General features: G+C 61.9%; 9 protein-coding genes. 2 read left to right on the top strand and 7 right to left on the bottom strand.

Annotated features, from left to right (window positions below; translation table 11 throughout):
- Positions 1-4 precede the first annotated feature (4 nt).
- A complete protein-coding gene (locus HDG32_RS23865; protein ID WP_311540340.1) occupies positions 5-964 on the top strand; it encodes a response regulator transcription factor in 960 nt (319 codons plus the stop codon).
- Between the two features lie 223 nt (positions 965-1,187).
- On the opposite strand, the gene HDG32_RS23860 is transcribed toward HDG32_RS23865, so the two are convergent.
- Positions 1,188-1,934 carry a response regulator gene (locus HDG32_RS23860; RefSeq protein ID WP_184071184.1) on the bottom strand — a complete coding sequence of 249 codons (747 nt, stop codon included), beginning with the start codon at positions 1,932-1,934 and terminating at the stop codon, positions 1,188-1,190.
- Between the two features lie 558 nt (positions 1,935-2,492).
- Between HDG32_RS23860 and HDG32_RS23855 the strand changes: the two genes are divergently transcribed.
- Positions 2,493-3,239 (top strand): response regulator, encoded by a 747-nt coding sequence (locus HDG32_RS23855; protein ID WP_184071183.1) that lies wholly within the window; start codon positions 2,493-2,495, stop codon positions 3,237-3,239.
- A gap of 804 nt (positions 3,240-4,043) precedes the next feature.
- Here HDG32_RS23855 and HDG32_RS23850 read toward each other — a convergent pair.
- The 6 genes from HDG32_RS23850 to HDG32_RS23825 all read right to left on the bottom strand — a co-directional run bounded on the left by HDG32_RS23850 (position 4,044) and on the right by HDG32_RS23825 (position 13,701).
- Positions 4,044-4,295, bottom strand: a complete 252-nt coding sequence (locus HDG32_RS23850; protein ID WP_184071181.1) for an EF-hand domain-containing protein — start codon at positions 4,293-4,295, stop codon at positions 4,044-4,046.
- 118 nt (positions 4,296-4,413) lie between these two features.
- Positions 4,414-4,773 carry a glycine zipper domain-containing protein gene (locus HDG32_RS23845; RefSeq protein ID WP_311540338.1) on the bottom strand — a complete coding sequence of 120 codons (360 nt, stop codon included), beginning with the start codon at positions 4,771-4,773 and terminating at the stop codon, positions 4,414-4,416.
- 278 nt (positions 4,774-5,051) lie between these two features.
- The gene (locus HDG32_RS23840) at positions 5,052-6,470 is read right to left on the bottom strand and encodes an efflux transporter outer membrane subunit (protein WP_221307846.1); all 1,419 of its coding nucleotides are present in this window, start codon (positions 6,468-6,470) and stop codon (positions 5,052-5,054) included.
- Positions 6,467-9,619 (bottom strand): efflux RND transporter permease subunit, encoded by a 3,153-nt coding sequence (locus tag HDG32_RS23835; RefSeq protein WP_184071179.1) that lies wholly within the window; start codon positions 9,617-9,619, stop codon positions 6,467-6,469. Before HDG32_RS23835 ends, HDG32_RS23840 begins: the two co-directional genes overlap by 4 nt.
- Positions 9,616-12,690 (bottom strand): efflux RND transporter permease subunit, encoded by a 3,075-nt coding sequence (locus HDG32_RS23830; RefSeq protein ID WP_184071176.1) that lies wholly within the window; start codon positions 12,688-12,690, stop codon positions 9,616-9,618. Before HDG32_RS23830 ends, HDG32_RS23835 begins: the two co-directional genes overlap by 4 nt.
- Before the next feature lie 12 nt (positions 12,691-12,702).
- On the bottom strand, positions 12,703-13,701 hold the full coding sequence (locus tag HDG32_RS23825) for an efflux RND transporter periplasmic adaptor subunit (RefSeq protein WP_184071173.1): 999 nt from the start codon (positions 13,699-13,701) through the stop codon (positions 12,703-12,705).
- Positions 13,702-13,828 lie beyond the last annotated feature (127 nt).

The raw sequence follows: 13,828 nt of genomic DNA, 5'->3' as shown, positions 1-13,828 counted from the left end.
CGCGATGAACTCCACCGATGCGTCGCCCGAGTGGCTGCGCGAGCGTCCCGTCGTGTTGATTGTCGACGACACGCCGGACAACCTCGCATTTCTCTCCGATACGCTTCAGGCACATGGTTACGCGGTGCTGGTCGCGCTCTCGGGCGAAGATGCGCTCAAGCGCCTCGCACGCGTGACGCCCGACGTCGTGTTGCTCGACGCGATGATGCCTGGCATGGATGGCTTCGAGACCTGCAGCCACCTGAAGCAGGAGGTTCGCCACGAACATCTGCCCGTGATCTTCATGACGGCATTAACGGAAAGCGAGCATGTGGTGCGCGCGTTTCGCGTCGGCGGCATCGACTATGTGACGAAACCCGTGCGTCCCGAGGAGGTTTGCGCGCGCATTGGCGCACACGTGCAGCGCTCACGTGCGCAACTCTATGCGCACGCGGCACTGTCGCTCGATGCGCGGGCGGCGCTGATCGTCGGTGCCGATGGCGCGATCCGCTGGCAGAGTCCGCAAGCGGCACGGCAAATTTCTGCCTACCGGGCCAGCCACGCCGATGACCTCGTGCAAGCGGTTGCGCACCCCATGTTGCCGCCGCTGTTGCGCGACTGGTTTGCGGACTGGCTCGGGCGCGGGAGTCCGACCGGCGCCGTCCTCGAATTCACCGCAGGACACGTGCGGCGTTCTGCGAGCGCAACCTCCGCTCCCGATCCTGGAGAGTGGATCCTCACCCTCAAGGAGACCGATGACACTGTGCACAGCAGCGCACTCGCGGCGCGCTTCAATTTGACGGCGCGCGAGGCCGAAGTGCTGCTCTGGGTCTCTCGCGGCAAGACGAATCGCGATATCGGCGACATTCTCGGCATGGCGCCGCGCACGGTGAACAAGCACCTCGAACATCTGTTCCGTAAGCTGCACGTCGAGACGCGCGCGGCTGGCGCTGCGCTTGCGATCAAGGCGCTGGACAGGGCCTGAAATAGCTGAACGGACGCAGAAGCGATGACGGAAACTACACTGCCTTGTTGTTTTACCCGAGCAGCCGCGGCACGCTCGACGCTTTGTCGGGAGCCACACGAGTTGCGGGAGTTGCAGCGCAAGAGACCCGATGAACGCTGTAGCCACGGCATTGCGCGCGGTGTACACGGAAAGCAGAGGAAGCGGCTTGAATGTCACTTTCGAGCGTCCAACAGGTGACGCTTCAGTTTGAGGTTGCAACGAGCATGTAGCCGAGGCCCCACACTGTGCGGATATGTCGCGGCGAGGTTGCCTCTGTCTCAATCACCTGTCGTAAGCGAAGAACTTGCACGTCAACGCTGCGGGCGCTCGCCTCATATTGCGACCCGCGCGCGCGCTCTATCAGATTTGCGCGGCTTACGGGACGGTTTGGCGTCTCCGCAAGCGCACACAGGAGACGCATTTCAGCTGCGCCGAGTTCGACGATGCCCGCTTCGTCCGACATCAATTCTCTACGCCGAACGTCCAGCCTGAAGGCGCCGAACCGCAAGCATTGCGACTCGCCTGCGAGCAGCATCTCGCCCCGCACGTTTTGCAGGCGCACCTGAAACTGCTGCCGACGTAACATCGCCCGAACCCGCGCTATCAGTTCGCTCGGCAGAAACGGTTTCGCGAGATAGTCGTCGGCGCCAATCTCCAAACCTACGACCTTGTCCGCGGGATCGCCACGCGCTGTTAGCATGAGGATGGGGATTGTCTCTCTCCGAGCACGCAACCGACGGCAGATGGACAGGCCGTCTTCGCCTGGCATCATGATATCGAGAATCAACAGGTCGAACGGGTAGCGCTCGATCAATACGTCCAACTCAATGCCTGTCTTCACCGCGCGCACGGAGAAACCTTGTGCCGTCAGAAAGCGTTGCAGCATATTGCGGATTTCAACATCATCGTCAAGCACGATGATGCGACCGGTTGGCAGATCATCTGACATATGATTAAGCAGACACCTCTAATAACGCCTGTCTTTTAGTTCCAGTTTCCGATGCTACGCGGCGAACCGCTTAGCTTTGCTACAGCCGTCACGTGCCTCGGTGGGCGGCGACAATCTCGTCGAAGCGGGCTGCGCCGGGCGGCCTGCCGGCCAAAGGAAGTTCCGTATGGTTGGACGAACGGAATATACAAGGATCTCCGCGCTGGATGTGTTGGAAAGGTATGTCAAAAGATGTCATCGATTGTGCTGGCCACAACACTGACTGGCGAAAGCCCACGACCGCCCGGCGCCACCCGTATGTACCGGGCATGCCATCCTGACTGCTCATATTACATCTGTCGCTCGTGGTCAGCGAGAAAGCGAGTGCACCCGTGCGTTTGCAGACAGAAAAACAGGCCCCGTCGATGACATTTCCTGACATCATTTGCTAACACCTGGCGTGATGAAATTCGCCTACATTTCTTCGATCGATCGTGTGCTGCAGCTTCTGCGGTGCGCTCGCATTGCGGTTAGTCGCGGCCCTGGTCATCACTCGTTTGTGATCGTTATTCTCTTCCTATGTCAGCTCAGATTCTTCTAATCGACGACGACGCCGAATTGTGTGATGCGACTCGCCGCTACCTGGTAAGGTGGGGTTTCGACGTGTCAGTGCTACATGATGCGCGTTCGCTCGAACACCGGCTCAAACACGAACGCCCGGACCTGATAGTGCTCGATCTTATGATGCCGGGCGTCGACGGCTTGACGGCACTACGTAGGTTGCGCGCATCAGGCGACGACATTCCAGTCTTGATGCTCACCGCCCGCGCCAACGAAGAGGACCGCATCGCTGGCCTCGAATTGGGTGCCGATGACTATCTCCGCAAACCGTTTAACCCGCGTGAGCTGGTAGCACGGATTCAGTCAGTGCTGCGGCGCCAGCGCGCCGTACCCGATGCGGGCATTCCCCAACGACGGCAACCTTACACATTCGGCGCGTTCACGCTGGACTTTCAGTCGCGCACTCTGAATAGCGCAGAGACGTCTCTTACCTTATCTGCCAGTGAGTTTGCGCTGCTGCAGATTTTCGTTAATTCTCCCATGTGCACACTCACCCGCCGGCGTCTGCTCAAGTCACTTCATGGCGCGGAATCCGAGTCCGCCGATCGCGGCATCGACGTTCAGGTCTATCGTCTGCGCCGCATCGTGGAAACTGACCCGTCGACACCACGATTCATCCAGACCGTTCGCGGGTGCGGATACGTCTTCGTGCCGGACCTCGAAGAGCATGCTGCCGGCACATCGACTCACCATTCGCATAACTGAGGTCTCTGGTTGCCCTCATGCTGCTGTTGCGCCTTTCGCGGAATATGCGCTTATTGCTTCGAGCGCGACCAGTCGCCAAACTACTATACGGTAGCAGCGGCCAGGTGGTGACCACCGCTAACGCCATGGCAAGGGTAATCGAAGATAAGTCGAGCGCCGGCTAACTGACTCACTCAGATACACGATTTTTGAGCGGCCGTTATATCCTGGTCGCTATCCGTGAACTGGACGCAGTTGCGCATCGTCCCTGCGGCGAGCTTCGGACAGGATGCAAAGCGGCCGCTATGCATCCCGCCCGCCCACGGGGCGGACACGAATAGACTCAGGTCAATAGTACGCGGGAGCGACGATCAGTGGCGGTCGAGGGACTACAACCAGTGGCCGGGCCACTATTGGACGACCCACCGGAACGACTACACAGCCGCTAAGCACCGCGGCACTCATGCAAAAACCGGCAGCAAGCGCAAAGCGACAAAGAACACGCGCATCAAGCATTATTTCAACTCCTTTCAATTGAGGCTCAGCGACTGGCATTAGGGATGCGTTCAGGCATTACCGCTGGGGACGCCGCGCCGCTCGTGTCCCAGACCGTAATCCGCATTTGGGGGGGCCACGCGGGGATTGATTTCGGTGCGCCAGGCCCGCAGGACTTCCAGCTATCGGCTTGCGCATGGCGGGTTGCTAGCGTCGGGGTTGCCGGAGCGCGCAGCAGCCCCATCATTCGACGTGATGAGGCGACCCGATGGGACATATTCAATACACGGTTGAACCAGCCGAGGGTATGGAAGCTTGCCTTGCAAGCGCTTACTGCTGATGCCGCGCGGCGAACTGCTCGATCTGCTCAAGCGTCACGTACCCTTGATGCGTAGTATCGATCTCATCGAAATGGGCTGCGACGCGCGGCATACCTGCCTCCGCCTGTTCTTTCGTGAGCTTGCCGTCATGAGTGGCATTCGCGGCAGTAAAGCGCGCTTCCAACATCTGCTGCATGCTGCTCTGCGCGAACGCAGACGACACAGCGAACGTTGCAGCCAGAATAATGAATAAACGTTTCATCAAAGACTCCGTTAAGAAATGAATGGCGTGCACGGAATAGCCGGGGGACAAAGCTCGACCCAGGATTTCCAGCCGGCAGAATTCCAGGTCAAGCCATGCCACGACCATATGAGCGAAATCAGTACGGTGCGTAGTAGTAAGGTGGGGGGGCGCCATAGATTACGGCGCGGGGTGGCACGGGGCGTACAGGCACGACGATCGCTGCCGGACGCGGTGTTTCGATCGTATATCCCTTCGCCGCGATGCATTGCGCGTACGCGTTGTCGTATTGCTGCTGCAACGACGCTTCGGTCTGATTGTGCTGCGCCGAGCCCATCATGCTGCCGAGCAGCAGTCCGGCACCCGCACCGATTGCGGCGCCGGCACCGGCGTTGCCCGCCCCGGCGCCGATCAGAGCCCCCGCCGCGGCGCCTCCAGCCGTGCCGACCATAGAAATTGCCGCACTGGCAGCAGACACGAGAACGATTTTAAATTTCACTGCACACTCTCCAAGTGATGGATTCGCCCCACTGGCGAACCCCGCATGACACAGCCGCCAATGTAGGGAACCTGTGCGCTACATGTGGTTGGAAATGTGTTGCATGTCATGTCAAGTCACGTCGCGGGGAAGCGATACCGCACAAGTGGACGTAACGGGGCCTTGCACGCAGTTCGAGACGCGGACTTTGAAAAACGGCCGTGGGCGCTACCGGACTCTGGACCGCGCAGATCGGCAGACGACGTCACAACGGCGCGCCCGCCATCATGGGATCGAGCCTAACTCTTCGACGACATCCAGCCGCCGCCGAGGTTCTTCACCAGCCCAACGCCGCTTTTCGCCAGTGCCCCCTGCGTGTCGTTCAGGTTCTGTCTGGCCGTCAGTAGCGTCACTTGCTGAGTCAAATCGGACTGCTCGCTCGCGGTTCCGGCCGTCAGTTGCGCGGCGACGCTCTCCAGCAACTGCCGGTTGCGCTGGTAAATGTCGGCAAACGCGTGCTCCTGCTGGCGCAGATGGTTCAGCGACGACAGGCTGTCTTCCACGTTCTGGAACGCCGTGAGCACGGCTTCGCGGTAAGATGCGACGTCTTCGTCATAGGTCGCCTGCGCCTTGTGCACGGCGGCCACGCGGGCACCACCGTCAAACAGCGTGGCGGCAAGTGAGGGACCGAGCGACCACATCCGGGTCGGCAATGAGAACAGCGTCGCGAAGGTGTTGTGTTGCACGAGACCCTGTGCCGATAGATCGAGGTCGGGAAAGAATGCGGCCTTCTCTACCCCGATGAGCGCGTTCGCAGCAGCAGCGGTGCGTTCCGCGCTGACCACGTCAGGCCGTCTTTCCAGCAACGCAGACGGCAGCACGGATGGCACCTCGGGCTGGCGAAACACATAGTCGAGCCGCGGTGCAATCGACAACGAAGCCGGCGGCACACCCGTGAGCGCCGCGATTGCGTGCTCGTCCTGCTCGCGCGAGGTCTGTGAAATTTGCAGGTTCGCGACAACCGCCTCCTGCGTGTCCTGCGCATACAGCAGATCGACTTGCGACGCGGTCCCCTGTGCCAGCGCTGCGCGCGTGATCGCGAGAATCCGCCCGTTGACCGCCTCCTGCTGCCGCAACAGGTCGATGTCGATATCGAGCTGGCGGATGTCGAAATAGTCGGTCGCCAGCGTCGCGGCAATCGACAAGCGCTCGCCGGCAAGCGTCGCATCCGCGCTCTGCGCGTTCGCGTTGCCCGACTCGATCTGCCGGCGCACGGCGCCCCACAGATCGACTTCCCAACTCGCGTAGGCCTTCGCGTATTGCGTCGTCGTGCCCGAGCTGTGCGAGGCCGACGCGTCGACACCGAGCGTCGGAAACAGGCTCGCCCGGTCTGCAGCGACGGTGGCCTGCGCGAGCCGATAGGCGGCCGCCGCGCCTGCAATCGACTGATTCGACTGCAGTGCTGCGTCGACGAGCCGGGACAGCTCGGGATCGTCGTACGCGTCCCACCACCGGGTTGAGAGCGATGCCTGCGGGTTGGGCGCCGCAAGTCGCCACTGTGTGCCCGCTTCCTTGAACTGCGTTGGAATCGCTACGGCCGGCTGGTGATAGTCCGGGCCGACCGCGCAGCCCGAAAGCCAAAGCGTGGCGCCGAGCGCACAGGCGCAGCAGCGCATGCCGACCGACACGGCCGACAGGTATCCGAGGGGCGATTTCATGCGTGTTTCCTTCGGCGCCGCAACCGCTGCGACGCCCGATCGAGCCAGAGATAGATGACAGGGGTGGTATAGAGCGTGATGACCTGGCTGAACACCAGACCGCCGATGATCGAGATACCGAGCGGCTTGCGGAATTCGGATCCGTAGCCTGACCCCAGCACGAGCGGCAGCGCGCCGAAAATTGCGGCGACCGTCGTCATCATGATCGGACGGAAGCGGATCACGCCCGCGCGCACGATCGCCTCCTCCGGCGGCAGTGCATGCTGACGCCCTTCGGCAATCGCGAAGTCGATCATCATGATCGCGTTCTTCTTCACGATGCCGATCAGCATCAGCACGCCGATCAAGGCGATGATCGACAGCTCCGTGTGAGTGAGCAGCAGCGCGATCAAAGCACCGACGCCCGCAGAAGGCAGCGTCGAGAGAATCGTCAAAGGATGAACCAGATTCTCGTACAGCATGCCGAGCACGACGTACACCGACAACAGCGCGGCGAGGATCAGCAGCGGCTCGCTCGCCATCGACTCACGAAACGCTGCTGCCGTGCCCGCGAACGCGCCGGAGATACTCGCCGGCATTCTGAGCGCAGCGACGGCCTGACTGATCTGCTGCGTCACGGGTCCGATCGATGCACCGGGGCGCAGATTGAACGATACGGTAATGGCGGGGAACGTAGCCTGGTGATTGATCGAAATGGCGCTGGGGTCGGTCGAGAACCGGGCCATCGCGGCGAGCGACACCAACGCTGAACCGTTCGCCTGGGCCGCGGCCGACGGCGTAGCGGCGCTTGCGCCGGTTGCCCCCCCGGCGGCGGTCGTCGACGCGCCGCTCGTGGCGAGCGTCGGGCTCGCCGGAACATGGATGTCCTTCAGTACCGAAGGACTTGTCCAGTACTCGGGCGCCACCTCCATCACGACGTGATACTGATTCGCGCTCCCGTAGATGGCCGAGACCTGCCGTTCGCCGAACGCGTCATAAAGCGCCTCGTCGATATCTTTGAAGCTCACGCCCATTCGCGCGGCGGAGTCGCGGTCGACGTCGATGCCGACCTGCATGCTCTTGTCCTGCTGGTCGGTGTTGATGTCGGCCAGCGCCGGCATCTTGTGCATCTGCGCGACCAACTTCGGCACCCATTGATCGAGTGTCGCCTGGTCGTCCGCGGTAAGGGTGTACTGGTACTGCGCGGCGCTCTGTCGGCCACCGGCCGCGAGGTCCTGCAACGACTGCAGATAGAGCTGTGTCCCCGGCATATCGGCAAGCCGTCGGCGCACCTGAGCGATCACCTGATCGGCCGTCGCGCGACGCTCACCCAGGGGCTTGAGCGTGACGAACAGCAGTGCGTTGTTGAGCGCGTTCGCTCCCCCCACGAAGCCACCCACGAACGCGACGTTCGGATTCTCCTGCACCGCCTTGTTGACCATCTGGAACTGATGCTGCATCTCGTGCCAGGAGATGCTTTGCGACGCCTGCAGCGTGCCAAGCAGCAGCCCCGTGTCTTCCTCCGGGAAGAAGCCTTTCGGAACCACGGTGAACAGCCAGAGGTTCAGCACGAACACCAGCACCGTCACGCCACCCATCAATAGCGGATGCCGGATGACCCAGCGCAACGACGTGCCGTACAGGCGAGAAAATCCGCTCTCGTGATGCTCGTCGCCGTTCCCGGCTTGCGGTCCTGCGCGCAGGAAAATGCTCGTCAGCATCGGCGTGACCGTGAGCGAAATCAGCATCGACATTACGATCGCAACGGAAAGCGACACCGAGAACTCACGCAGCAGCCGGCCCATCAGGCCACCCATGAACAGCAGCGGGACGAATACCGCGATCAGCGAAACGCTGATCGAAAACACCGTGAAGCCCACTTCCTGCGCCCCTGCGAGTGCCGCCTCGATGGGCTTCTTGCCGCGCGCCAGATGCCGCATGATGTTTTCGACGACGACGATTGCATCGTCGACCACGAAACCGGTCGAAATGGTCAAGGCCATCAGCGAGAGGTTGTTCAAGCTGTAGCCAAGGACGTACATGACCCCGAACGTACCCAGCAGCGACAGCGGTACGACGATCGCCGGAATGAGCGTCGCGCGCCAGCTGCGGAAGAACGCGAACGTGACGGCCGTCACGAGCACGATGGATACAAGCAGCGTCATTTCGACGTCGAGCAGCGAGCCACGGATCGTCTTCGTACGGTCCACCGAAATCGCCAGCTTGATGGACGACGGGATCGCCGCCTCGAGCGCCGGCAGCTCGGCCTTCACGTTGTCGACGGCGTCGATCACGTTCGCGCCCGGTTCCTTATAGAGGACCAGCAACACGGCCGGCTTGCCGTTCGACAGCCCGTAGTTCTCGAGCTGCTCGACATCCTGACGTACATAGCCGAGGTCCGACACACGCACGATGTTGCCGTTGTTCTGCCTGACGATCAGCCGTCCGTAGTCGGCGGGCGAATACAGCATGTCGTTCGCGCCGATCGAATAGTTCTGCCCGCTCGCCGACATCGATCCCTTGGGCAAATCGACATTCGCATTCCCGATCGTGCTGCGGATCTGCTCCAGACTGATGCCGTAGTGGCTCACCCGATCCGGATTCAGTTCGACCCGCACCGCCGGCAGCGCGGCGCCGGCCACCACCACGTTGCCCACGCCGGTTGTCTGCATCAGCTTCTGTTGCAGCACCGTCGACGCCGCGTCGTAAAGCTGGGCTGGCGTGGCCGTGTCGGAGGTCAGACTGATCACGAGGATGGGCGAATCCGCGGGATTGACCTTGCGATACGTCGGGCTGCCGTCCATGTTGGGCGACAGGTTGGTTTTCGCCGCGTTGATCGCGGCCTGCACGTCGCGTGCCGCGCCGTCGATATTCCTGCTCAGGTCGAACTGCAACGTGATCTGCGTTTGCCCGCGCGAGCTGACCGACGTCATCTGGGCCAGGCCGGCAATATGGCCGAACTGCCGCTCGAGCGGCGTTGTGACCGAGGTGGCCACCGTCGTCGGATCGGCGCCGGGCAGTTGCCCCTGCACGAGGATCGTAGGAAAGTCGATTTCGGGCAGCGGCGCAACCGGCAGCAGCCTGAATGCCAGGATACCGAACAGCGCAAGGGCGACCGCCAGCAACGTCGTCGCGATGGGCCGCCTGACGAATGGGCCAGACAGGTTCATTGCACATACTCCGTTACGATCGGCTCGTCCGCGGCAAAGCGTCTTTCCAGACGATGCATCGCCAGATAGATCACCGGCGTCGAGAACAAGGTCAGCAACTGGCTGACGCACAGGCCGCCGATAATCGCGATGCCAAGTGGATGCCTCAACTCGGAGCCCATGCCGGAGCCGAACGCGAGCGGCAGTGCGCCGAACAGCGACGCCATCGTCGTCATCAGGATCGGACGGAAGCGCTGTTCAGCCGCACGCCGGATCGCAGCGTGTGCGGACAGGCCGTGGTTGCGCTGCCCGTCCAGCGCGAAGTCGATCATCATGATCGCGTTCTTCATCACGATGCCGATCAGCAGCACGATTCCGATCAGGCCCATGATGTCGAACTGGGTTCCGGTCATCAGCAGCGCCAGCAGCGCGCCAAGCGCCGCCGAGGGGAGCGTGGACAGGATCGTGACGGGATGAATGAAGCTCTCGTACAGGATGCCCAGCATCAGATAGACCACGATCACGGCAGCGGCGACCAGATACCCTTCGCTCGCCAGCGACGACTGAAAGGTCGCGGCCGATCCTTCCAGCGACACCTGGACGGACTGCGGCAACCCTATCTGCTCCTTGACCCGCTCAAGACGGGCGATCGCCGTGCCGAGGCTGTATCCGGGAGCGAGATTGAACGACACGTCCGCATACGGGAACTGGCCCTTGCGATCAATCCTCAGCGGCGCGGGCATTACCTTCATCGTCGCCATCGACGCGAGCGGCGCGAGGCTGCCCGACGACGTATCGACATAGAGTCCTGAAAGCAGATGCGCAAGGTCGTCGGCGTTGTTTCTCGCGACCAGCACCACGTGATACTGGTTCAACTGCGTGTAGATCGTCGACACCTGGCGCTGACCAAACGCGTCGTACAGCACGTCGTCGATCGCCTGCGGCGTGATGCCCAGGCGCGACGCGGTATCGCGGTCGAACGTGAGTTGCACCTGATTGCCTGACTGCATCGCCTCGCTCTGCACGTCGGCAAACGCCGGATCGCCGCGCAACGCGCCAACCAGCTCGCCAGTCCAGCGAGTGAGCAGCGCCGGATCGGTCGACTGCACGCCGAGCCGGTAGCTCGTCGTCGAGACGGTGTCGTCGAGCGTCAGATCCTGCACCGGATGCAGAAACAGGCGCACGCCCGCGAGGCCTGCGGTGTCATCGGTCAGGCGGCGGATCACCTCGTCGATGCGCGCTCGCTCGCCCTTGTCCTTCAGGTTGATCAACAGCGTGCCCTGATTGATCGTCGGTCTCGTCTGGTCGATGCCGACAAACGACGAGAGACTTGCGACTGCCGGATCGCGTGCGATCCGGTCGACGACCTGCTGCTGTTGGCCGATCATGCGCTGGAACGAAATGGTCGGCGCGGCCTGCACGACACCTTCGATCAGACCTGTGTCCTGCTCGGGAAAGAAGCCCTTCGGCATCAGCATCAGCACGACGAACGTCAGCGTGGCCGTCAACACCACCGATGCGATCGTCAGGCGCCGATGCGACAACACCCAGTCGAGACCGCGTATGTACCTGCTGTTGAGCCGGTCGAAGAAATCGACTCGATGCGAGTGTGGCTGCGCTTTTAACATGCGCGAGCACATCATCGGCGTAAGCGTCAACGATACGAACGCCGACAGGACGATCGCGACCGACAGCGTCAGCGCGAACTCGCGGAACAGGCGCCCGACCACGTCGCCCATGAACAGCAACGGGATCATGACCGCAATCAGCGACACGGACAACGAGACGATCGTAAAGCCGATCTCCTTCGCACCCTTGATCGCGGCCCTCAGGGGCGTTTCCCCAGCCTCGATGTAGCGCGTAATGTTCTCGATCATTACGATCGCGTCGTCGACGACAAAGCCTGTCGCGACAGTCAGCGACATCAACGTGAGGTTATTCAGCGAAAAGCCGAGCCCGTACGCGACCGCGAGCGTGCCAACGAGCGAAAGCGGCACGGTGACTGCGGGAATCACGGTAGCGGGCACATTGCGCAGGAATACGAAGATCACCATCACGACGAGCGCCACGGCGATTGCCAGCTCCGTTTCGACGTCGGCAACCGACGCGCGGATCGTCTTCGTGCGATCCGTCAGCACGGCGATCTTCACCGATGCGGGCAAGCTCGCCCGCAGTTGCGGCAACAGCTTCTGCACGCTATCGACCACATCGATCACGTTGGCGCCCGGCTGCCGCTGGATGTTCAGCACGATAGACGGCGTGCTGTTGGTCCATGCCGCCTGTTGCAAATTCTCGGCGCTGTCGATCGACCTGGCGATCTGCGCCAGCCGAACCGGTGCGCCTTGCCGGTACGCGATGATCAGGTCGCGATAGTCCGCCGCCGATTGCAGCTGGTCGTTCGCGCCGATCGAATACGACTGGTATTTTCCGTCGAGACTGCCCTTCGCCTGGTCAACGTTGGCACTGCCGAGCGCGGTGCGCACGTCGTCGATCGACATGCCGAGTGCGTTGAGCGCGCCGGTATCGGTCTGCACCCGCACGGCCGGCCGCTGACCGCCGCTGATCGTGACGAGGCCTACGCCTGAAATCTGCGAGATCTTCTGCGCAAGCCGGGTATCGGCCAGGTCCTCGATCTTCGTCAGCGGCAGCACGTCGGATGTCAGCGACAGCGTGAGCACCGGGGGGTCGGCAGGGTTGACCTTGCTGTAGACAGGCGGATACGGCAGATTAGCCGGCAGAAAGCTCGACGACGCATCGATCGCGGCCTGCACTTCCTGCTCGGCGACGTCGAGCGAGAACGACAGATCGAACTGCAACGTGATCACCGATGTGCCGTTCGAACTCGTCGAGTTCATCGCCTTCAGCCCCGACATCTGGCCGAGCTGTCTTTCGAGCGGCGAGGTGATGGACGAACTGACCACATCCGGGCTCGCGCCGGGATACTGCGTGTATACCTGGATCGTCGGATAGTCGATTTCCGGTAGCGCCGAAACAGGCAGCAGGATGTATCCCAGCACCCCGGCCAGAAACAACGCGATCATCAACAGCGCGGTCGCAATGGGTCGCTCGATAAAGATTCGTGAAGCGTTCATCGTCGACTCCGCTCAGTGCGCCACGACTTTCACGAGCGAGCCGGTATCGAGCCTGTCTGCACCGTCGGTCGCGACCCGCTCTCCTTCCTTCACCCCGCCATCGAGAATCGCCGTGTCGTCGCCTTTTACCGGTCCGGTCTTCACGTTGCGCAATACCACTGCGCCTGCGCCGCCGATCACGAAAACGAAATCGCCGTTCGCGCCATGCTGGATCGCCGTAGTCGGCACGACCGGAATCCGCTGCAGCGTGTCGACCTGCATCCGGACATTCACAAATTCGTTCGGGAACAGCGCGCTGCCGGAATCGGGGAAGACGGCCTTGACGTTAATCGTGCCGGCGCTCGTATTGACGAGGTTGTCGACCGCAAGCAGCGAGCCCTTCGCCAGCAACGATTTGCCGTCACGGTCATAGGCCAGCACCTGAACCTCCCCCTGCGACATCGCCCGCCGGATCCGTCCCAGGTAGTCTTCCGGCACCGAGTAGATCACGGTCGCCGGCTGCAGCTGCGTGATGACCGCGATACCGGTCGTGCTGGTGCTGCTCACGTAGTTGCCGGGGTCGACCAGGCGCAGGCCCACCACGCCGTCCACGGGAGACGTGATGGTGCAATAGCCGACCTGAACCTGCAGATTGTTCACGTTGCCCGTGTCCGCCAGCACGGTGCCTTCGTCCTCCTGGACGGTAGCTACTTGCGTATCGAGCGTCTGCTGCGTAATCGAGCCCGCTTTGATCAGCTGCTGATAACGTTGCAGGTCCAGTTTCGCGTTTGCGAGTACAGCCTGGTCATGACGCAGCGTACCCTGTGCCTGCAGCAACTGCGCTTCGAGCGCCCGCGAATCGATGCGTGCAATCACCTGTCCTTTCCTGATCGTCTGCCCCTCGCTGAAATCGACGGAACGCAGTATCCCGTTGACCTGCGTGATGACCGTGACGGTCCGTGTCGGAGTCACGGTGCCGAGCGAGTCGATATAGACAGGAACATCGGCAACCGAAACCGCAACCGCGCTCACGGGGATCGGATCTGGTGCGACAGCCGTCTGACGGTGAGCGTGAGCCTGGTGGAACCACCCGACGGCCACGACGCCGGCCATGAATATACTAAGTAGCGCAAAGTATCTTGTAAGGTTTTTCATCACA

This window comes from Paraburkholderia sp. CI2, from assembly GCF_014201055.1.
Classification (GTDB): Bacteria; Pseudomonadota; Gammaproteobacteria; order Burkholderiales; family Burkholderiaceae; genus Paraburkholderia; species Paraburkholderia tuberum.
The sequence above is the reverse complement of the archived record's forward strand: the minus strand, read 5'-3'. Positions and strand labels throughout refer to the sequence as shown.

Bases quoted from the DNA above. Each gene is read 5' to 3' on its own strand.
- HDG32_RS23855 (WP_184071183.1), top strand. From the start codon at position 2,493: ATGTCAGCTCAGATTCTTCTAATCGACGACGACGCCGAATTGTGTGAT.
- HDG32_RS23840 (WP_221307846.1), bottom strand. From the start codon at position 6,470: ATGAAATCGCCCCTCGGATACCTGTCGGCCGTGTCGGTCGGCATGCGC.
- HDG32_RS23830 (WP_184071176.1), bottom strand. From the start codon at position 12,690: ATGAACGCTTCACGAATCTTTATCGAGCGACCCATTGCGACCGCGCTG.
- HDG32_RS23850 (WP_184071181.1), bottom strand. From the start codon at position 4,295: ATGAAACGTTTATTCATTATTCTGGCTGCAACGTTCGCTGTGTCGTCT.
- HDG32_RS23865 (WP_311540340.1), top strand. From the start codon at position 5: ATGAACTCCACCGATGCGTCGCCCGAGTGGCTGCGCGAGCGTCCCGTC.
- HDG32_RS23835 (WP_184071179.1), bottom strand. From the start codon at position 9,619: ATGAACCTGTCTGGCCCATTCGTCAGGCGGCCCATCGCGACGACGTTG.
- HDG32_RS23860 (WP_184071184.1), bottom strand. From the start codon at position 1,934: ATGTCAGATGATCTGCCAACCGGTCGCATCATCGTGCTTGACGATGAT.